The sequence below is a fragment of the Citrobacter sp. NCU1 genome, from assembly GCF_010231475.1.
Classification (GTDB): domain Bacteria; phylum Pseudomonadota; class Gammaproteobacteria; order Enterobacterales; family Enterobacteriaceae; genus Citrobacter_D.
Genome location: NZ_NRDO01000089.1, coordinates 1 through 20,085, shown reverse-complemented (window position 1 = coordinate 20,085; position 20,085 = coordinate 1). Strand labels below are relative to the sequence as shown.

Here is a 20,085-nt window from a genome sequence, read left to right as displayed (position 1 = left end):
AGGCTTTTTACAGACAGGAAGGGGCTTTACTGACCGGATTATACAAGACGAGTATTTACTTATTCAGCAAATGGCCCATTTTGGCGGCTTTGGTATCAAGATAGTGCGCATTCTTCGGGTTACGCCCGACAATCAGCGGAACGCGCTCAACGATATTGATACCTGCTTCTGTCAGGATTTCGACTTTCTTCGGATTGTTGGTGAGCAGGCGAACTTCATCCACACCCAGCAACTTAAACATATCTGCACAGAGGGTAAAGTCACGCTCATCTGCCGCAAAACCTAATTGGTGGTTGGCTTCAACCGTGTCATAGCCTTGATCCTGCAACGCGTACGCGCGAATCTTATTGAGCAGGCCAATATTACGACCTTCCTGACGGTGATACAGCAAGATACCGCGACCTTCTTCCGCAATGTGCGAAAGTGCGGCTTCGAGCTGAAATCCGCAATCACAGCGCAGGCTGAACAGCGCGTCGCCCGTTAAACATTCAGAATGGACACGCGCCAGGACTGGTGTTTTCCCAGAAGTATCGCCATAGACCAGCGCGACGTGATCGTGTCCGGTTGCCAGTTCTTCAAATCCCACCATCAGGAAATCGCCCCATGGGGTTGGCAGTTTGGCTTCTGCCACGCGTTTAAGCTGCATGTATTTCTCCAGATTATGCTGGCACCTGACGTGCCGTCGCCTGTTGGCTTCTGTATTCGTCTATTTTGCCATAAGCCGACGGACTTCACCTAATCACTGTCGTGCGTTCGAATTTGGAATGGCACAAATTTGTCAATTTTCCCGACCTGCGTCATTTTCGGTTATGATTGCGAGGCTTATCAAAAGGGAGAGTTTATGCTTTCAATTGCCAAACGTACCGCTGTCGGCGCCGCGTTGTTACTTGTCATGCCTGTTTCCGTGTGGATATCGGGCTGGACCTGGCAGCCGGGACACCCTGTCTGGTGGTTAAAAGCCTTATACTGGGTAACGGAAACCGTCACTCAGCCCTGGGGAATTATCACCCATGTGATTCTGTGCGTTTGGTTTCTTTGGTGTTTACGCTTTCGCCTCAAAGCGGCCATTGTGCTATTTGCGATCCTCGCAGCGGCGATTATGCTGGGTCAGGGGATAAAATCGTGGGTCAAAGAACGTGTACAGGAACCCCGTCCGTTTGTCATTTGGCTGGAAAAAACACACCATATTCCTGTTGATGAGTTCTACACTTTAAAGCGTAAAGAACGTGGTAACTTAGTGAAAGAACAACTGTCCGGACAGCATGATATTCCGAGCTTTTTGCGCAAACACTGGCAAAAAGAGACCGGTTTCGCCTTTCCTTCCGGGCATACGATGTTTGCGGCCAGTTGGGCATTGTTGGCTGTGGGGCTGTTATGGCCGCGCAGACGAACCCTGACGATTGCGGTGTTATTGATTTGGGCGACAGGAGTGATGGGGAGCCGTATGTTGTTGGGGATGCATTGGCCTCGCGATGTAGTGGTTGCGACCGTGATATCCTGGCTTCTGGTCACGCTGGCGACCTGGCTTGCGCAGCGGCTGTGCGGGCCTTTAACGCCGCCAGTGGAAGAGGTTCGTGAGATTGCAGAACGTGAACAAGAAGACTGATCGTGGTTGATTTTCCGTAATTTGCCCTTAAATCATTTGCTGGCAGGGCGCTTTTCCATTTCGCACTCGTCGTGAAAATGGTAATTTAACAGGATGAATGCGGTAAGTTGAACACGATTTATTCGCTCAAACCACATAACGGGAAGTAATGTGAAATATTTACTCATTTTCTTACTGGTGTTGGCGATTTTTGTTATTTCGGTAACATTGGGTGCGCAAAACGATCAACAGGTGACATTTAACTACCTGCTGGCTCAGGGCGAGTATCGTATCTCGACTTTGCTTGCCGTCCTGTTTGCCGCAGGTTTTGCCATTGGTTGGCTGATTTGCGGTCTGTTCTGGCTGCGGGTTCGCGTTTCTCTGACGCGCGCAGAACGTAAAATTAAACGACTGGAAAACCAGCTTGCACCTGCGACCGACGTTGCGGTAACTACCGATTCGTCGGTTGTGAAGGAATAATCATTTATGTTGGAGTTGTTGTTTCTGCTTTTACCTGTAGCGGCAGCGTATGGCTGGTATATGGGTCGCAGAAGTGCGCAACAAACAAAACAGGATGAAGCTAACCGCTTGTCTCGCGATTATGTCGCGGGGGTTAACTTCCTCCTGAGTAACCAACAGGACAAAGCGGTGGATCTGTTCCTCGACATGCTAAAAGAGGATACCGGCACCGTTGAGGCTCATCTCACCCTCGGAAACCTGTTTCGTTCACGTGGCGAAGTCGACAGGGCCATCCGTATTCACCAAACCTTGATGGAAAGCGCCTCGCTAACCTACGAACAACGCCTTTTGGCGATTCAACAGTTGGGCCGCGATTACATGGCGGCGGGATTGTATGATCGCGCAGAAGACATGTTCACCCAGTTGATTGATGAGACAGACTTTCGCATCAGCGCGTTACAGCAACTACTGCAAATCTACCAGGCGACCAGCGACTGGCAAAAAGCGATCGACGTTGCGGAGCGGCTAGTAAAACTCGGCAAGGATAAACAGCGTATTGAGATTGCCCATTTCTATTGCGAGTTAGCGCTGCAACAGATAGGCAGTGACGATATGGATCGTGCCATGGCACTGCTAAAGAAAGGGGCTGCGGCTGACAAAAATAGCGCCAGAGTCTCGATCATGATGGGGCGGGTGTATATGGCAAATAGCGACTATGCCAAAGCAGTTGAGTGCCTGCAGCGGGTCATCTCGCAGGATAAAGAGTTGGTCAGCGAAACGCTGGAGATGTTGCAAACCTGCTACCAACAGCTTGGTAAGAATGACGAATGGGCTGAGTTTTTACGTCGGGCAGTTGAAGAGAACACCGGCGCGGCTGCGGAATTAATGCTGGCTGATATTCTGGAAGGCCGTGAAGGCAATGATGTCGCTCAGGTTTATATCACCCGTCAGTTGCAGCGTCATCCCACGATGCGTGTATTCCATAAATTGATGGACTACCACCTAAATGAAGCAGAAGAAGGGCGCGCCAAAGAGAGTCTGATGGTGCTGCGCGATATGGTCGGCGAGCAGGTACGGAGTAAACCCCGTTATCGCTGCCAGAAATGCGGTTTCACGGCTTATACGCTGTACTGGCACTGTCCGTCTTGCCGTGCGTGGTCGACTATCAAACCTATTCGCGGTCTTGACGGTCAGTAGTTTTAAAAAAAATCTCATTTTAGTTACAACATCCTTATTATCTTTCATCTCGCAACCTCTGGCAGACGTGCAACGAAGTCTGGCAGGAACACAAACGAGCCTGTTAATTTGAGCCTCTCGCGGGTAGAATGCACGCCGTTTACCTATTTCGCGCCGCACCCGGCGCCCATCATAAGAAGGTCTGGTCATGACGTTTACTGCTTCATCTTCTTCTCGCGCGGCTACTGATTCTCCTGTCGTTGTTGCCCTGGATTATAATAATCGTGATAAAGCGCTGGCTTTCGTCGACAAAATCGATCCTCGTGATTGCCGCCTGAAAGTGGGCAAGGAGATGTTCACACTCTTCGGGCCGCAACTCGTTCGTGATTTGCAACAGCGCGGGTTTGATATCTTTCTCGACCTGAAATTTCACGATATTCCTAATACCACCGCCCATGCGGTTGCCGCTGCCGCAGACCTTGGCGTGTGGATGGTCAATGTGCATGCTTCGGGTGGGACGCGGATGATGACCGCCGCGCGTGAGGCATTAACCCCCTTTGGTAAAGACGCGCCACTGCTGATTGCGGTGACAGTACTGACCAGTATGGAAGCGAGTGACTTACGTGATCTCGGCGTGACGTTGTCACCTGCGGAACATGCAGAACGTCTGGCGCGTTTAACGCAAAACTGTGGTCTGGACGGCGTGGTCTGTTCAGCGCAGGAAGCCGTGCGATTCAAGCAGGCATTTGGTGAAGCGTTTAAACTGGTGACGCCGGGCATCCGTCCTCAGGGGAGTGACGCAGGCGATCAACGTCGTATTATGACCCCTGAACAGGCGATGTCTGCGGGTGTGGATTATATGGTGATTGGTCGTCCGGTAACGCAGTCAGAAGACCCTGCGCAAACCCTGAAAGCCATCAACGCGTCGTTGAAACGAGGAGCATAATGAACGATTCCAACAGTCGTCTGGTGTATTCCACAGACGCGGGCCGTATTCATGAGCCAGAAGTTGCGCCTGAGCGTCCTAAAGGTGACGGCATTGTCCGTATTCAGCGTCAGACCAGCGGGCGTAAAGGAAAAGGCGTTTGTCTGATTACCGGTATTGATATGGATGATGCCGGGCTGACAACACTGGCTGCGGAACTGAAGAAAAAATGCGGCTGCGGCGGTGCGGTGAAAGAGGGTGTCATTGAAATTCAGGGGGATAAGCGCGATCTGATTAAATCGTTGCTGGAAGCCAAAGGAATGAAAGTCAAATTAGCTGGCGGCTAACAAAAAAGCCACGGTATTTTCCGTGGCTTCAAATGCAGCAGTAAATATTATTTTCAGTCAGACCAGAACACAAATATCGTATTTTTATATCAAGCAGGTCAACCGTAAATTATTTACCCACCTGGTGGCCGATAATACCACCCACAGCAGCACCACCCAGCGTACCCAGTGCGCTGCCGTCAGTTAAGACCGCGCCGCCGACTGCACCAGCGCCTGCACCAATTGCCGTGCTGCGATCTTGTTTAGACCAGTTAGAACATGCGCTCAGTGACATCGCAAGGGTAATTGCCAATACAGCGGCAGTCATTTTTTTGCTCGTTGCAAACATAATACTTTCTCCTGAATTAATGATTCACGGAAGCAAGTCTCTTTAACTATAGCTAAGACAGAGGCCATCAAAGTAGCATTCCGTAAAACCGTGTTGCGCAGGTATAGCCTATTATCACGCAGGTGATAGTCACTTCCTGTTATATCGCTAACATTAATTTTACGACTTTGATTCATTTACTAAAGGTAAATAGTCTTAATTGGCTGATCAGAAAAATCTCAGAGAGAGGCGATGATTTGCCGGGTGGCAAATCATCTGAAAAGCGGTCAGGCCTGGGATTCAATGATGTTCACCGTTAACCCGGCGAGCTCCAGTTCCTGTTGGTCGTTAGCGCTGATTTTTGAATCAGTAATCACACGACTGAAGTTGGCTAATGGGCCGAGCGTATACGGGTGTACAGTGCCGAATTTGGAGCTGTCGGTCAGCACAATGGCTTCTGCCCCTTTTTCCAGAACCGCATTGACCACATCAGAACGCATCATATCCCGTCCGGTAAATCCGGTTTCAGGTTGCCAGCCATCAATCCCGATGAAAGCCTTACTGAAGTGAACCTGTTGGATGAACTGTCGGGTTAACGGACCGACCATACTTTCACTTTTTTTCTGATAGATTCCACCAAGCAGGATCACCTCACAAGGGGTTTCCTTCAGCAAGTGTGCAATGTAGCTGCTGACGGTAATAATCGTAACGTCTTTTTGTTCAGCCAGAGTTCTCGCCAGAAGCGCGTTACTGCTGCCGTTTTCAATAAATACCGATTCCCCCGGATTGACCAGAGAAGCGGCAAACTCGGCAAGTTGGTGTTTGAGGGTATAGTTAGTCATCATGCGCGTTTCAACATCTTCACTGTCCAGTGAAACGGCAAAACCATGAGCGCGGCGCAGATAGCTCTGTTTCTCGAGCGTGTTGAGATCCTGTCGAATCGTCACTTCAGAAACACCGGTGATTTTCGCCAGCTCGGCCACACTCATGCGGCCTTTATCAATCACCATTTGTAAAATAGATTGTTGTCGGGAATTCATAGCGTTAATTTTTATAATGGTATCCATACCGTGGAGTAAAAGGGTGCTACGTATTCTGAGTCAGGTCATGCCCGACGTCAGATGGAGCCCTGTATTGTTAGATCTCCCAGGGGGATCTGGGGTGTTTTGACGACGATTTAGTATCGTCGTTCACCTGGCTTAATAACTCTGCTTTCAGTATTTCAAGGTTATGGATGGCAGAATGGTAATCGCCTGCGACAAGGATATCCAGTACGGTATCAATTCGCTCAGCGACACGTTGCGCGTCGATATCAGACATGGTGGTTATCCTTACGTCAGAATGTGTTTGATTTTAATGATGCAGAAAATCATCGCAAAAGAGAAGGGAAAAATAGGATTACTCACAACCCGTGAGAAATATCATATCTTCTGTCAATACAGACAGATAGGTTTGCGGTGAAATGGCCTTAATTCTGTACGGATAACGCCTCGTTTAGCGCCAACGCTAGCGCATTTTTTTGCTCAGATAACGTTTGTACCAGCGTTCAAACGCGGGGGCGGGCATCGGTTTGGCAAACAAAAAACCTTGCCGTTCATTGATGCCATTTTTGGTCAGGAAAGCATCTTCCTTTGTGCTTTCCACCCCTTCAGCAATCACCTGTAGATTCAGGGCCTGTGCCACTGCAACGATGGCGCGGACCAGCGATTGCGAGATGGACTGTTTGTGTATGTCTTTGACGAAGGTGTGATCAAGTTTAATGGCGTCAATCGGGAACCGGGCAAGCTGTGACAGGGAGGAGTACCCGGTTCCAAAATCATCCAGGTGTATTTGCGCGCCCAGCTGGCTAAATTGTTGGATGACAGATAATGCCAATTCTTCATTTTCAATCAAACAGCTTTCCGTCAATTCGACATCAATAGGGCAATACTCAAAGTTAAGCTCATTGAGTACCTGTTTCAGATCAGTAAAAATCGTCTGATCGGCAAGCTGGCGAGCAGAAACGTTAACCGCGACACGCAGATGAATTCCTTTATCACGCCATTCGGCAACCTGTCTGACGACCTCGAGGATAACCCAGCGCCCCAGCGGAACAATCAGACCAGATTCTTCAGCATACGAGATAAAATCACGGGGAGGGATCAGCCCGCGCTCGGGAGATTGCCAGCGCACCAGCGCTTCCAGGCTGCGAACTTCGCCGCGCCAGGTTAGCTTGGGTTGGTAGTGAATCAAAAGCTGATCGCTTTCGAGGGCTTTGCGCAGATGGGTATCCAGCCACAAATATTCAAATACCCGCTGGTTCATTTCGGGGGAGAAAACGCAAAACTGACCGCGTCCACCCTCTTTAGCGGTGTACATTGCCGTATCGGCGTTGCGAATAATGCTCTCGCTGTCGTGACCGTGTTGAGGGGCCATCGCAATGCCGATAGAGCATCCGGTATACACTTCGATAAGGCCAATACGGAAGGGCTGGCGTAAACGCGTTAAAATGCGGGAAGAGACGGCCTCAAGCGACCCCTGAGAGGTATGGGTGGCAAGAATGATAAATTCGTCACCGCCCAGGCGGGCCAGCACCTGATTCTCCTCCAGACAACTGAGGATCGCCAGCGACACGGCCTGCAACAACTGATCGCCAAACATATGTCCGTAAGCGTCGTTCACCTTTTTGAAATTATCCAGATCAAGATAAACAACACCAACCTGATTTTCCCCAGCGTTATCAATGGTATCATTGATCAGTTCATGAATGGCGTTACGATTAGGCAGTCCGGTAATTGTGTCAGTGTTGGCTAACACCCGCAGGCGTTCCTGCGCACGGCGCTCTTCGGTAATGTCGGTTCCTGAACAGATCAGATAGATTTCGTTTTTGCCGCTACCGCTATGAACAAACTTATTGCGAAACAGAAACAGGCGCTGGCCTTTCCGGGTCTTTATCCAACGCTCGATTTCGTAAGAGTTGCCGTTACGGAAAAAACCATCAATATTACGCCGTGAGGCGGCGGCTTCGCGGCGGCTCATAAATAACTTAAAAACGCTCTGCCCAATGACTTCGTGCTCTTGCAGACCGGTGTACTCTTCACAGAGACGGTTGAAGCGCTGAATATGGCCCCGGCTATCAAGGATCACAATGGCGGAATTGGCTTCGGAGACGACCTGTTCGGCAAAGGATAACCCTTGTACCAGATCACGGGCGACGGAAGGGGTATCGTGCCAGGCGGAGGCACTGCCTGCCCATTCACGTTTATTGATTTTTCGACCCACCAAATGCACGGATATATCGTTATCATCGAAGGGCAGCGTCATCATCAGGCTGGAGGTAATCACGGTCATTTCGCGAATGCGGTTTGCCTGTTCAGGCGTGAGTTCGACGGTCTGATCCGATTGAGCAACCTCGGTGACCGATAAGTGCAGGATGTTGCAATCTTCCGACAAGTGCCAGTAAGGAGAGTGTGTCCCCAGGTAGCTAAACAAAGTTACCGGCTCCTGAATATTTTTCATTATGCATACCGTCCTGTATAAAACACTAAAGCTTTCAGAAGAAAGGTTAGCCATGAATCCTTTACGGGTGACTATGGATGAACATCTTGTTTTATTTATTTTTTAATTTGTAATCCAGATTTAGAAAAATGCATACTCATCACAGAGAAATAGTCCAAAAAAAACGTAATGAATCATTAAAGTGTAGTGTGCGTGGGCGGTTCAGAGAGGAAAAAGAAAACGGTCTTTCCTTATCGGGAAAGACCGTTGTATTCGTTGTACTGCATGTACGGTGGTTCGTTAGGCCGCCGGGCGAGCAATCACGCTACGGGTTTCCATGCGAACTTCGGCAATCGATACGTCGATAACGTCAGTCACTTTGTAGACCACTTCACCTTTGATCTGCACGGTTCCGTTTTCCTGGCTACAGACCAGTTCATCGCGAACCGCATGCAGGAACGGCGCAGGGATAAAGGCAACGGCACCGTTATCAACCAGGCGAACACGCATCCCACCACGGCTGATATCAATGATTTCTGCCGCGAAACGCGTGTCGGTTCCGGTTTTATCACTCAGGAAACGCGCGTACAGCCAGTCGCCGACATCACGCTCCGCCATACGATTCAGGCGACGACGTTCTGCCATTTGCAGGGTTGTTTCATCCTGCGGACGCGCAATGGACTCACCCTTGATGATGGCTTTCAACAGACGATGGTTGATCATGTCGCCATATTTACGAATAGGCGATGTCCAGGTGGCGTAGGCTTCGAGACCAAGACCAAAGTGCGGACCCGGCTCGGTGCTGATCTCGGCGAAAGACTGGAAGCGGCGAATTCGGCTGTCCAGAAAACCGGAAGGTTGCGCATCCAGCTCCCGACGGAGTTTACAGAACCCCTCCAGCGTCAGGACTTCTTCGGCATTAACGTGCATACCGTGCGATGACAGCAGCGTCGCCAGTGCGTCGACATTGGCCGGGTCGAAGCCCATGTGAACGTTATAAATACCAAAACCTAACTTATCGCGGAGCACGCGAGCGGCGCAAATGTTTGCGGCGATCATGGACTCTTCCACAATACGGTTAGCAATGCGGCGGGGTTCCGCAACGATATCGAGGACTTCGCCTTTCTCACCGAGGACAAAACGGTAATCCGGACGGTCTTTGAACACCAGCGCGTGGTGATGACGCCATTCGCCACGGCGCAGACAAATACGTTGCAGCAGTTGGATCTGCCGGGCAATGGCTTCGCTCTCTGGCTGCCAGGTTCCTCTGTTTTCCAGCCAGTCGGAAACGTTGTCATACGCCAGTTTTGCTTTTGAAATGATAGTCGCGGCGAAGAACGTGATGTCGTCTTCAAGGGTTCCATCAGCCGCAATGGTCATCCGGCAGGCGAGAACAGGACGAACTTCCTGCGCGCGCAAGGAGCACAGATCGTCAGAGAGTTCGCGCGGCAACATGGGAATATTGAAACCCGGCAGATAGTTGGTAAATGCGCGGACTTTCGCGATGTTATCCAGCTTGCTGCCTTCGGCAATCCATGCGGTAGGATCGGCAATGGCGACGGTGAGCTGCAGTTTGCCGTCTGCGAGTTCTTCAGCGTATAACGCATCATCCATATCTTCGGTGCTGGCACTGTCAATCGTGACAAAATCCAGAGCAGTCAGATCCTGACGTTCGAGACCTTCATCCAGCATTTCAGTGGCGACGCCGTTGGGGGCTTCTTTTTCGAGGTTATGGCGCGCCAGTGTGACCCACCACGGCACAAAGTGATCGTCGCCAAAGGTGATGAACTGGGTTAATTCGGCGTAAAACGTCCGATCGCCTTTCAGGGGATGACGGCGCATTTCAGCAACAGCCCAGTCACCCTCTTTAAATTCATGTTCCACGCCACGAGCAGCACGGCACGGGATGGCGTCTTTCAGCAACGGGTGATCCGGCACGATGGACAGGCGATCGTTCTTACCTTGAATTTTGCCCACGAAGCGGGTCAGGAAGGGTTCAATCAGTTCTTCGGGTTCAGCAGATTCGCGTTCTTTTTCCGTGTGGATTACCGCGACAATGCGGTCACCGTGCATCACTTTCTTCATCTGCGGTGGCGGGATGAAATAACTTTTTTGCGCGTCGACTTCCAGGAAGCCAAAGCCTTTTTCCGTGGCTTTTACCACCCCTTCAGCGCGTGGCGTCTGGGAGTGAAGTTGCTGTTTAAGCTGCGCTAGCAGCGGGTTGTCCTGAAGCATAATTGTCTATTTTCGTGGCCAAAAGAGCGGCTGACAGTTTTACGCGATTCTGCCTGACGCATCAAGCGCTCTTTAAGCGAATGAATGGGTTAATGGGTCTCACCCAGCGCGATCTTCAGGCGATTTAACCATCCGCACAGTCCGCACCAACTGAGTAAGTTGATTGCCTGCTCAGAGGAGAAATCGTGCCCGGATAATGCGTTGAATTGCGCGTCGCTAAAACGATTGGGTGCTCTTGTGAGCCATTGTATCGCTTGCAACGTAATGCGCTCAACCGGATGTCGCCGTTCCCACTGCTGTATTTCGCGTTCGTCCTGACGGAGTGTGGCAATGAACGGGGCACATTCCACGGAACGTTGCGCCTGCTCATTGAAGCAAGCGACGCTGCCATTAATTCGGGCAGTCAGTAAGGTTGCAAACGCGAAGGCGTTCTTCGGCACCTCTGTTCGTAATGAGCTTGTCATCAGCGTGGAAAGCCGTGAGAGCAGATCGGGTTCGTGCGCCAGTACGGGCGAAAGCCGCTGTAACTCTGCGACTGGCTGATGACGGGATAAACTCGCCTGTTGCCCATCACACGCCTGACGTAACGCAACGGCGACATGTGCCGGATGCCATGTCGCCTCGCTGGCCGCAAAAGGGAGGGCTGGCGCGAACGGCTGCATATCGAGTCCTGGCACCCAACGCACCGGCTGTCCGAGAAAAGCCTGGAAGACGGCCACCACCCGCGCCTGAAAACCAACAAAGCCCACGATCTGGTTTAACAGAACACTGTCCCATGCCGTCAGTCCAACATCGTCCAGATGTTGCCGGGCGCGGGCATCAATCACCGCAGGAGAACTGGCCAACTGACGGGCATACTGGGTGATTTGTGCAAGACGATGGTTACTTTCCCTGGAGGAATCCGGGCCAGGGAGTGGCGCCAGACGAGCAGCATAGTGATTGCACAACCGCTGAACGCCACAGACCTGCGCGACAGTCAATGCGGTACTCATACGTTCATAGTCGCTGAACGTATTCATCTGGTTTTGATGAGCATGAATGGGAAACAGAATGTGAGCAAGTTGACGGGCAGGGTGCAACCAGGACTGAAAGGGAAAAAGCGCGTCCTCAGAAATCGGCAGATCGAGTAGAAAACGGTCCTCAACGTGTGCCGCCTCAGGCACCAGCGGCAGGACATCCTGCGCCCAGGCGTTGGACTGTGTTTCATGATACCAGTGGCCTTTGCCTTCAATTCGGCGTTGTTCCATGGGCGTTCCTTTTTCTAAAAGTGGCGACCCGGACACGTCGTCGAAACACAGCGGGTCGTTTTCGCTGCATTATCCTGACGTAAGCAAGAGGTAGGATGAAAGATTGTTAGGTGATAATAAATATCGGAAAGCTATATGCTGCGCGGAAAAGGGGTGAGGAGAGAGGAAAACAGGCAGAAAACGATGGGCGACGAACGCCGCCCATACCAGGATCCTGAAATGATTATTTCAGTTCCAGTTCATTCATTGCCGCGATGCTAAAACCACCATCAACGTGAACCACTTCACCAGAGATACCGGCAGACAGATCGGAACACAGGAATGCGGCAGAGTTGCCGACATCTTCAATGGTAACGGTACGGCGAATCGGAGTAACCGCTTCGCAGTGAGCCAGCATTTTACGGAAATCTTTGATGCCAGATGCTGCCAGTGTACGGATTGGGCCAGCGGAAATACCGTTGACACGCACGCCTTCCGGACCCATCGCATTCGCCATATAACGCACGTTGGCTTCCAGAGACGCTTTCGCCAGACCCATTACGTTATAGTTCGGAATCGCGCGCTCTGCGCCCAGGTAGGAGAGTGTCAGCAGCGCAGAGCCTGGGTTCAGCATGGAACGGCATGCTTTCGCCATGGCAACGAAGCTGTAGGAGCTGATGTCGTGAGCGATTTTAAAGCCTTCGCGGGTGACCGCATTCACGTAGTCGCCGTCCAGTTGGTCGCCAGGTGCGAAACCGATGGAGTGAACGAAACCATCGAATTTCGGCCAGACGTTACCCAGTTCAGCGAACATTGCGTCGATGCTGGCATCTTCTGCCACATCGCACTGCAATACGATGCTGGAATCCAGTTGAGCGGCAAATTCTTCCACGCGGCCTTTCAGTTTGTCGTTCTGGTAGGTGAACGCCAGTTCAGCACCTTCGCGACGCATCGCCTGAGCGATACCGTAGGCGATGGACAGTTTGCTGGCAACGCCAGTTACCAGAATGCGCTTACCGGAAAGAAAACCCATAGCTTTAATCCTTATGTCATTGCTTATTTTTGGCTTTATATTCATTCGGTTATGACGAATGCGGCCAGAATAATAGAGATAGCAGGCCGAAATTATAGCCCACTATACGCATGAATTGTCACGTGATTTTTACATAGTGCTGAAAGTGGCTAGCGCCAAAGCGCAGAAAACCAGCACTTTTCTATTATATCAGTTGCCGCAGGCTGTACTGATCCAACCTCATTCAATACCTTTGCGGCAAATGGTGGATAGCCAACAGCCGTCCATTTTCAATGCTGATATAACCACCCAATTTGAGGTCGGCAAGGATTTTCATGATGCTGCTGCGCGACAGATGAGTTCTGTCACGAATGAAGCGTTCAACGGATAGTGATTTACGCATAGATTCTGACTCGTGCATCAGTTCAACCAGTTGACTGCAAATCATTTCATAGGCGGTGGGCGCGCTCAATTGTCGACTGTAAGAAAAGAGTTTACTGCTCACCACGATCATATGTTTAGCCAGTACGTCCCACAAACCCAGTTGCTGAATGTGCTGATGCACTTCATCTAAAGGAAGGGTCGCTATTTTGCAAGGTTCTGTGGTAACAATATAGAAGTCGCTGACACCCAAACCCAGAACACATGAGGTTAGGGTACGTGTTACGAGCAGATGGTCTGCGGTGCGATGCACCTCAACGGAGCCGCTGATAACTAATCGACAAATGGGTTTATCTGCCTCGAGAAAATCAAGTCGAATCCCCTTTCGGTATGACTGAGGTGTGGCGAAGGGTAACAACGCCTCGACCAACATTTTTGCCCACGGGTAGGGGGTATTGAGTGCAGGTGGAATTAATGCTTTTTCATCCATATAACTGTTATACCGAATGACACGCTATTTTGATAAGTATAGATAAAGAGTTGCAAAAGGTTACAACAAAGCGAAATAGCTTAATCCTTAAGCTCAAAATTTTGTTGGTAAGTAATTGATTGAAATGAGTTTTCCGTTGATTATTTCAATGTAATTTCCCCGACGTAAGGTTGAAAGAACCGCCATAATACCGCTGCGAGACAGGAAACAGCGGCTTTGGATGTATTTCACCGCCGACACCGATTCTCTAAACTCCTCTGACTCCAGCGAAAGCTCAAACAGGAGATAGCGTATAGTGTCGTAAGCGCCAGGTTGAGACAAACGTGTACAATGCGTAAAAATGCGGGAAGAAATATACGCCATAACATGGTAAAGCAACTCCCATAACGCCTGCTGCTGAATAATCTCTACGGCCTGGTCAAGTGGGAGACGGCTCAGAACCGCATCCTCTGATGTACATAATGTTAACTGACAAGGCGAGGGGGGTAACATGCTAAAACCAAAAGTAAAAGGCGCGGTTTCAGTGTTTAACGATAACCCATCTTTTGTACGGTTGATCACCACATGCCCTTTATGCAGCAAGTAACAGTAAGTTGTCTCATCGGTTACATACTGCAGTAACGTTCCCCTGCGTGTCAGTAGAGGAGTGGCCTGAGAATTCAGAGCAGAGAGCAATTGCTGGATGGATTGTTCAGGTTTATTGCCATGCATGAAAATGTCAATGTTCGGTAAATCTGACATGCTGAGACTGAATCCTGGTAATGAAACATAATAATTTTTGAATTATGGCTTATTCATGTTCATAACTGGATCTAGAATAAGTGTCTAAAATTACACTAATAGAATATTGCAATCGGTAAATAAACGACGTGAATGGCTGTCTAATTCTGGACTGGGGCCACATTGCTTTTGACTGTTCGTATAAATAAAGTATGTCTTGTCATCAAGGAGCCTGATTCTTGTGATAAACATTTCCACTCATGCTTTCTATTCAAGTTGTAGACGTTGCATGAAGGCGGAATGAGAAACTGATTTTTAATAGATGGAAGGGATGATTTGCAATAGTGGGATAATTATTATTGTAAACACCCTTCCGTTTTTTATTAAATAAAGTTATCGCAGGGGTAACTATGGTCTCGTGGTCAGGGCATCATTCTATTTTTAGGAACGAAAATGAAATTATCTGTGTTTTTTAAAGTGGGTCTTATTGCCTCCTCGGCTATAGGCATGGTGAATGCCTCTTATGCTGCTGGAGCATCAAGCGGTACAATTACCTTTGACGGTAAAATTACAGCATCTACCTGTGAGGCGACAGTTAATGGTATTGCTGCAGACGGGACCGTAACAATGCCGCCGGTTGCAATCTCTGCGTTTAGTGCTGAGACCGCCGGGCGCACACCTTTTACTATTGAACTGGCGAATTGTGCGTTGGATGATCCTGACACTCAGGTCGGGGCTTATTTTGAGCCTGACGGTGTCTGGGTCGATGCGGCTACGGGGCATCTGAATAATATTGCTGCAGGAGGTGCAACTGGGGTAAGCCTGCAGTTGTTAGATGCTAAGGATGACAAAGTTATTCTTGTCGGTGATGCGGGACAGACAGGTACTGCACAATATGTGACGCCTGATGCTACGAGTAAGAATGGGACCCTTTCTTACTTTGTTGAGTATTACAAAATATCGGGTGCAACCCTTGGTGCCGGTGCGGTACAAGGCAAAGTCACCTATGACCTGATCTATAAATAATCTGCCAAAGAGTGTTATACAAAATGTTTATTCCTATGATTCTGTCCAGACGTAAAGTAAAGTTTTTATTAGTAGCGCTATCAGGGATGACAGCATTAAGTTATAGCACTCTTTCTTGTGCCGGTATTGTGTTAAACGGAACCCGCGTTATTTACCCAGCGGAGCAAAGTGAAGTCACCGTGAACATGAAAAACTCCGGCAAAGCCCCCGTGCTGGCGCAAAGTTGGATTGATGATGGCAATCAATCCGCAACGCCGGATAAAATCACTTCACCGTTTGTTTTAACACCGCCCATTAATCGTGTTGATGCCGGAAAGGGACAGACGTTAAGGATCAGTCTGGTTGATGGTAAGGGGATTTCAACGAATAAAGAATCCGTGTTTTATCTTAACGTTTTGGAAATTCCTGCGAAGTCAAAAAATGGTGCCGGTAATAACCATCTCAGTATCGCGTTCAGAACCAGAATAAAATTATTTTATCGTCCGCAAGGTTTACGCGGTAGTGCCGGTGACGCACCGGAATCATTACAGTGGTCAATCAGTAATGGAGGTGTTAAAGCCACAAATCCTACGCCTTATTATATTACTCTTGGGACGGTGACCTATACCCAGGGGGGAAGTAAACATGTCGAAGATGGGAAGATGATTGCGCCCGGAAGTAGTGCTGACTTTCGTTTTAAAAATGTAAGTGCAATAAGTGATATCCACGCAATTACGTTTACGTCAATTAATGACTATGGTGCTGCTGTCAAACATAGCCAGGGCAAATAGTCTTAAGCTCTGCCTCTGGTGGAAATATTATGATTATCTTGTTCTCAATTATTTTGTTTTTGACGTTAAACATTTTCATTGTGCAATGCTCGGTGGCTGCCACAGGAGAAGCGCCGACACCGCCGGCAGAGGATCAAGTAGAGTTTGATTCTGATTTTGTAAAACAACCGGCGGGACAGTCCGTAGATTTAGCCCGTTTCTCCAACGGGGCTAACGTGCTGCCGGGCGTTTATAAAATTGCTGTGGCGTTGAACCAACAAACGTTGACAGTGACAGAAGTTGAGTTTAAAGCGACAGATAACAAAAATGTCATGCCATGTATTCCGCTGAGTGTATTCAATTTGATTAATTTCAAAAAGGAACAAATAAACTTCACTCAGTGGGAATCGCTCACTGAAAAAACAGAATGCATCAACCTTAAAAAAATCATTCCTGAAGCAGAACTGGATTTTGACAACCAGGATCAACAGTTAAACATTTCAATACCACAAATTTATATCAATAAGCAGCCTCGGGGGGCAGTGCCTGCCTCTATGTGGGACAGCGGTATTCCAGCGTTGATGCTGAGCTATAGCATGAACGCGTATCAATCTAAAAATAATGGCTATGATTCAAAGTCATTTTATACCTCTATTAACAGCGGATTGAATATTGGTTCCTGGTATTTACGTCATAATGGTTCGTATAACTGGGCTGATGAAACCGGGGGACACTATAGTGTCCTTAATACTTACGTTCAGCACGATTTACCGCGTGTTTCCGGTCGTCTGGTGATGGGGCAGTCCAACACCAGTGGGCAACTGTTCGATACTGTACCTTTTACCGGCGTTCAGGTCGCCAGCGACGAGAGAATGCTCCCGGAATCACAGCGCGGCTATGCACCTGAAATCCGCGGAGTAGCGAAAACCAATGCGAAAGTGACGGTGAAACAGAGCGGGCAGACCATCTATGAAACCACCGTTTCGCCAGGCGCTTTCGTCATCAATGATCTCTATCCTACCGGTTACGGCGGTAACCTGGACGTCACTATTGAAGAAGCTGATGGTTCGCAGCAGAATTTTTCGATTCCTTATGCATCTGTGTCTCAGCTCTTACGCCCTGGCAGTCAGCGTTACAGCCTGAGCTTAGGTAAATTGCGGAGTGACAGTGTTTCAGGCGATCCGAAATTGCTCGAAGCGACTTACCAGCGCGGTTTATCTAACCTGATTACCGGCTATGGCGGTTTACAGGGGAATAAAGATTACCAGGCGGTGAAACTAGGTACCGCCCTGGGGTTGCAAATTGGCGCCATCGCTTTTGATGTTACCCAATCGAAGGTGCATTTGCCGTCGCCAGATGAACAGGACATCTCCGGCCAAAGCTATCAGGTTAGCTACAGCAAGCTGATTAATGAAACTAACAGTAACATTACACTGGCGGCGTACCGTTTTTCGAGCAGCGGTTATATGGATTATATGACTGCAATGCAAAGCATTCAGGCGGTTAAAGAGGATGAAGACAGAAACACCATCCAGCGCGAAAAAAACCGTTTCACGGTTACGATAAGCCAGGGATTGGCTGACGACTGGGGCCAGCTCTATCTCAGCGGTTCTCTACAGGATTATTGGGGACAAGACAATTATGAGCGGCAGTATCAGTTTGGTTATTCGAATCACTATAAACAGCTGAGCTACAGCATCAACGTCAGCCGCAGCCAGGATGCCTGGGATGAAACGCAGACCAGCTATTATCTGAATCTGTCATTCCCGCTGTGGGAAAGCCATGACAGCAACTATGTGCCACAGATGAGCCTGAGCTACAACCAGGACTCTACGGGGCGTTCGGGTGAGCAGGCGATGATTTCAGGCAGTGCAGGAGAGGATAACCAATACTCCTGGAACGCCAGCGGCATGCATGACAGTGATGCCGGGACGTCCGCGAGCGTTGGCGGTTCGTATCGGAGTAGTGTGGCGCAGATGTCAGGAAGTTACAGTCAAGGTGCGGACTATCGCAGCACGTCTCTGAGCATGTCCGGGGCGATGGTTGCCCACTCTGGCGGTCTGACGTTCTCACCTTATAACAGCGATACTTTCACGCTGGTGGAAGCAAAAGGCGCAGAAGGGGCGACAGTTCCGTCGTATCCGGGGATTAGGGTCGACAGGTTTGGTTATGCGCTGTTACCAGCGTCAAGTCCATACCAGTTGAACGATGTTTCTATCGATCCAAAAGGTACCTCCCGCAATGTCGAGTTGGATAATACGTCGCAAAAAGTGGTCCCTCGTTATGGCGCCGTGGTGAAAGTGAAGTTCAATGCTGAGAAGGGTACGCCGATTTTAATTACCTCATCTTATTCAGGTAATGCGTTGCCGTTTGGTGCTGAGGTGTATGACGAAAAAGACCATAGTGTCGGCACGGTTGCGCAGGGAAGCACTATCTATGCCCGGGTCGCGGAACCGAAAGGGGCGTTGAAGGTGAAATGGGGTGAAGATAGTACATCACAATGTTCTGTCAGCTATATGCTTGCGCCTGGTATTGAAGACGACACTAAGCAAACGGCGATTCAGAGGTTTAGCAATGAATGCCGTTAGTCACCAGTTATTCATTAAGCATTTATCCTTTATCCACAGGTTCACCGATGCTTCCTGTTATTGATGTTAGCGTGTTTAATGAGATGCTTTATTTATCATTTAGTATGAATTGTCTTGGTAAAAATAAATGAAAGTGATTAAAGTCTGTTTTTTATTTATGATCTGCACGTTTGCTCAGCATGCATTTGCCTGCTATTACCCCGCAAGCGGATATCCCAGGGCAGCAACGAAATTAACTATCAACATGGGAAATATTACGACGCAATCGGATGCTGATGATGGTGTTATTGCAACGGTATCAGGGGTGATGACCAGTTTCGGTGGAGCGCCTGCCGCTTTCGCCTGCGGTGACTCCGGTAAAACGACTAATTTATCTGGAGGCATTGGTGTGTCTGGAGATAATACTTTTAATCCTGGCGTGACGTACGCCACAAACATCCCAGGCATAGGTATTCGGATTTATTATTACACTATGGCTGCTTATCAGTCAGAACCGACATCACCTGAGCAGACGGCAATCAAAATGAACTTTACATTGTCTTGCGGTTATTCCTGCTATTATCAGAATAGAAATGCCGCGATTAAAGTTGAATTAGTGAAAGTCGGTACTGTCACGGGTATCTCGGGGGGGAGTTTAACTTTTACCAAGAGCAATTTTATGGTGGCAGATAATCTTTTGTCTGATAGTACTGCTGCACTTGACTTAGTGGATCTTAAAATAACCGCAACTATTACCGCCAACACCTGCGATGTTGACGCAACATCACCTACACGCGTAGACCTGGAACCGGGTGCTGCCAATATGTTACCGCATAAAGGAGCGACAACCGGGGATACGCCGTTTGAGATACGGCTAAAGTGCACAGGTGAAACGGATGTTAATTTGTTGCTCGATGGAGAAGAAGATCCCGATGCGACTGGTCAAGGCGTATTGGCCATTAAAAAAACGACGGAGTCTGCAAAAGGGATAGGTCTTCAACTTCTGTATAATAATCTCCCTGTTGAGTTGGAAAAAGAATTTTCTACTGGCATGTCTGAGGAAGGTATTTTTACTATTCCTCTGACTGCCAGATATTACCGAACCACAGAAATACCCGTTAAGGCTGGTGATATTTCCGCTACGGTAGTTTATAGTCTGACATACAAATAGCCCATGGAGTGTCATACCAATAGATTTTTTTGTTGTGCCCTAAATTAAAAAACGTATTCAAGCTGAAATGAGTCGTTACCTTGCAATAAAAGCATGAGGTACCCTACCGCTCACGGCATAAATTTCTCATCATGGGGTTAAGAAAAGGCAGAATAATTTCTGCCTTTTCTTTTTGTCTATAGAAAACCCCCAGCTAGGCTGGGGGTTCAGTAAAGCTTTCAGCTTTGAGCCA

The 20,085-nt window shown here is 48.9% G+C and carries 19 protein-coding genes; 9 read left to right on the top strand and 10 right to left on the bottom strand.

Features of this window, described 5'->3' with window-relative positions:
- Positions 1-55: 55 nt before the first annotated feature.
- The gene (gene ribA / locus CJP72_RS22730) at positions 56-646 is read right to left on the bottom strand and encodes a GTP cyclohydrolase II (protein ID WP_193568849.1); all 591 of its coding nucleotides are present in this window, start codon (positions 644-646) and stop codon (positions 56-58) included.
- A gap of 195 nt (positions 647-841) precedes the next feature.
- On the opposite strand from ribA, the gene pgpB reads away from it, so the two are divergent.
- The 5 genes from pgpB (at position 842) to yciH (ending at position 4,492) form a co-directional block, all read left to right on the top strand.
- Entirely contained in the window at positions 842-1,606 is a 765-nt protein-coding gene (pgpB, locus tag CJP72_RS22725) for a phosphatidylglycerophosphatase B (RefSeq protein ID WP_162383538.1), read from the top strand.
- 150 nt (positions 1,607-1,756) lie between these two features.
- Positions 1,757-2,065, top strand: a complete 309-nt coding sequence (locus tag CJP72_RS22720) for a LapA family protein (protein WP_162383537.1) — start codon at positions 1,757-1,759, stop codon at positions 2,063-2,065.
- A gap of 6 nt (positions 2,066-2,071) precedes the next feature.
- On the top strand, positions 2,072-3,241 hold the full coding sequence (gene lapB / locus CJP72_RS22715) for a lipopolysaccharide assembly protein LapB (protein WP_162383536.1): 1,170 nt from the start codon (positions 2,072-2,074) through the stop codon (positions 3,239-3,241).
- 187 nt (positions 3,242-3,428) lie between these two features.
- Positions 3,429-4,166 carry an orotidine-5'-phosphate decarboxylase gene (pyrF, locus tag CJP72_RS22710; RefSeq protein WP_162383535.1) on the top strand — a complete coding sequence of 246 codons (738 nt, stop codon included), beginning with the start codon at positions 3,429-3,431 and terminating at the stop codon, positions 4,164-4,166.
- Positions 4,166-4,492, top strand: coding sequence for a stress response translation initiation inhibitor YciH (gene yciH / locus CJP72_RS22705; protein WP_162383534.1), 327 nt, complete (start codon positions 4,166-4,168; stop codon positions 4,490-4,492). Before pyrF ends, yciH begins: the two co-directional genes overlap by 1 nt.
- Before the next feature lie 109 nt (positions 4,493-4,601).
- Here the strand turns inward: yciH and osmB are convergent, their stop codons facing one another.
- The 9 genes from osmB to CJP72_RS22660 form a co-directional block, all read right to left on the bottom strand.
- The gene (gene osmB, locus CJP72_RS22700) at positions 4,602-4,820 is read right to left on the bottom strand and encodes an osmotically-inducible lipoprotein OsmB (RefSeq protein WP_162383533.1); all 219 of its coding nucleotides are present in this window, start codon (positions 4,818-4,820) and stop codon (positions 4,602-4,604) included.
- Between the two features lie 266 nt (positions 4,821-5,086).
- Entirely contained in the window at positions 5,087-5,839 is a 753-nt protein-coding gene (gene yciT, locus CJP72_RS22695) for a DNA-binding transcriptional regulator YciT (protein ID WP_162383532.1), read from the bottom strand.
- Positions 5,840-5,936: 97 nt separating this feature from the next.
- Entirely contained in the window at positions 5,937-6,119 is a 183-nt protein-coding gene (locus tag CJP72_RS22690; protein ID WP_162383531.1) for a YciZ family protein, read from the bottom strand.
- Between the two features lie 186 nt (positions 6,120-6,305).
- Positions 6,306-8,297: a cyclic di-GMP phosphodiesterase gene (gene pdeR, locus CJP72_RS22685; protein WP_162383530.1), complete on the bottom strand. Its 1,992-nt coding sequence runs from the start codon at positions 8,295-8,297 to the stop codon at positions 6,306-6,308.
- Between the two features lie 279 nt (positions 8,298-8,576).
- Positions 8,577-10,511 (bottom strand): exoribonuclease II, encoded by a 1,935-nt coding sequence (locus CJP72_RS22680; RefSeq protein WP_162383529.1) that lies wholly within the window; start codon positions 10,509-10,511, stop codon positions 8,577-8,579.
- 89 nt (positions 10,512-10,600) lie between these two features.
- Complete coding sequence (locus CJP72_RS22675; RefSeq protein ID WP_162383528.1) at positions 10,601-11,758, bottom strand: carboxymuconolactone decarboxylase family protein; 1,158 nt, start codon at positions 11,756-11,758, stop codon at positions 10,601-10,603.
- A 223-nt stretch (positions 11,759-11,981) separates the two neighbouring features.
- Positions 11,982-12,770 (bottom strand): enoyl-ACP reductase FabI, encoded by a 789-nt coding sequence (gene fabI / locus CJP72_RS22670; protein WP_162383527.1) that lies wholly within the window; start codon positions 12,768-12,770, stop codon positions 11,982-11,984.
- A 223-nt stretch (positions 12,771-12,993) separates the two neighbouring features.
- Positions 12,994-13,620 carry a winged helix-turn-helix transcriptional regulator gene (locus CJP72_RS22665; RefSeq protein WP_162383526.1) on the bottom strand — a complete coding sequence of 209 codons (627 nt, stop codon included), beginning with the start codon at positions 13,618-13,620 and terminating at the stop codon, positions 12,994-12,996.
- Positions 13,621-13,713: 93 nt separating this feature from the next.
- Positions 13,714-14,361, bottom strand: coding sequence for a winged helix-turn-helix transcriptional regulator (locus CJP72_RS22660; protein WP_162383525.1), 648 nt, complete (start codon positions 14,359-14,361; stop codon positions 13,714-13,716).
- A gap of 432 nt (positions 14,362-14,793) precedes the next feature.
- Here CJP72_RS22660 and CJP72_RS22655 point away from each other — a divergent pair, with 432 nt between their 5' ends.
- The 4 genes from CJP72_RS22655 (at position 14,794) to CJP72_RS22640 (ending at position 19,853) form a co-directional block, all read left to right on the top strand.
- Positions 14,794-15,366, top strand: a complete 573-nt coding sequence (locus CJP72_RS22655; protein ID WP_162383524.1) for a fimbrial protein — start codon at positions 14,794-14,796, stop codon at positions 15,364-15,366.
- A gap of 23 nt (positions 15,367-15,389) precedes the next feature.
- Positions 15,390-16,136, top strand: coding sequence for a fimbrial biogenesis chaperone (locus CJP72_RS22650; protein WP_162383523.1), 747 nt, complete (start codon positions 15,390-15,392; stop codon positions 16,134-16,136).
- Positions 16,137-16,165: 29 nt separating this feature from the next.
- Entirely contained in the window at positions 16,166-18,703 is a 2,538-nt protein-coding gene (locus CJP72_RS22645) for a fimbria/pilus outer membrane usher protein (protein WP_162383522.1), read from the top strand.
- A gap of 127 nt (positions 18,704-18,830) precedes the next feature.
- Positions 18,831-19,853: a fimbrial protein gene (locus CJP72_RS22640; protein WP_162383521.1), complete on the top strand. Its 1,023-nt coding sequence runs from the start codon at positions 18,831-18,833 to the stop codon at positions 19,851-19,853.
- Positions 19,854-20,085: the final 232 nt, after the last annotated feature.

Excerpts from the sequence above, each read along its gene's own strand:
- ribA (WP_193568849.1), bottom strand. The coding sequence starts at position 646 with ATGCAGCTTAAACGCGTGGCAGAAGCCAAACTGCCAACCCCATGGGGC.
- pgpB (WP_162383538.1), top strand. The coding sequence starts at position 842 with ATGCTTTCAATTGCCAAACGTACCGCTGTCGGCGCCGCGTTGTTACTT.
- lapB (WP_162383536.1), top strand. The coding sequence starts at position 2,072 with ATGTTGGAGTTGTTGTTTCTGCTTTTACCTGTAGCGGCAGCGTATGGC.
- pyrF (WP_162383535.1), top strand. The coding sequence starts at position 3,429 with ATGACGTTTACTGCTTCATCTTCTTCTCGCGCGGCTACTGATTCTCCT.
- yciH (WP_162383534.1), top strand. The coding sequence starts at position 4,166 with ATGAACGATTCCAACAGTCGTCTGGTGTATTCCACAGACGCGGGCCGT.
- osmB (WP_162383533.1), bottom strand. The coding sequence starts at position 4,820 with ATGTTTGCAACGAGCAAAAAAATGACTGCCGCTGTATTGGCAATTACC.
- yciT (WP_162383532.1), bottom strand. The coding sequence starts at position 5,839 with ATGAATTCCCGACAACAATCTATTTTACAAATGGTGATTGATAAAGGC.
- CJP72_RS22690 (WP_162383531.1), bottom strand. The coding sequence starts at position 6,119 with ATGTCTGATATCGACGCGCAACGTGTCGCTGAGCGAATTGATACCGTA.
- pdeR (WP_162383530.1), bottom strand. The coding sequence starts at position 8,297 with ATGAAAAATATTCAGGAGCCGGTAACTTTGTTTAGCTACCTGGGGACA.
- CJP72_RS22680 (WP_162383529.1), bottom strand. The coding sequence starts at position 10,511 with ATGCTTCAGGACAACCCGCTGCTAGCGCAGCTTAAACAGCAACTTCAC.
- CJP72_RS22675 (WP_162383528.1), bottom strand. The coding sequence starts at position 11,758 with ATGGAACAACGCCGAATTGAAGGCAAAGGCCACTGGTATCATGAAACA.
- fabI (WP_162383527.1), bottom strand. The coding sequence starts at position 12,770 with ATGGGTTTTCTTTCCGGTAAGCGCATTCTGGTAACTGGCGTTGCCAGC.
- CJP72_RS22665 (WP_162383526.1), bottom strand. The coding sequence starts at position 13,620 with ATGGATGAAAAAGCATTAATTCCACCTGCACTCAATACCCCCTACCCG.
- CJP72_RS22660 (WP_162383525.1), bottom strand. The coding sequence starts at position 14,361 with ATGTCAGATTTACCGAACATTGACATTTTCATGCATGGCAATAAACCT.
- CJP72_RS22655 (WP_162383524.1), top strand. The coding sequence starts at position 14,794 with ATGAAATTATCTGTGTTTTTTAAAGTGGGTCTTATTGCCTCCTCGGCT.
- CJP72_RS22650 (WP_162383523.1), top strand. The coding sequence starts at position 15,390 with ATGTTTATTCCTATGATTCTGTCCAGACGTAAAGTAAAGTTTTTATTA.
- CJP72_RS22645 (WP_162383522.1), top strand. The coding sequence starts at position 16,166 with ATGATTATCTTGTTCTCAATTATTTTGTTTTTGACGTTAAACATTTTC.
- CJP72_RS22640 (WP_162383521.1), top strand. The coding sequence starts at position 18,831 with ATGAAAGTGATTAAAGTCTGTTTTTTATTTATGATCTGCACGTTTGCT.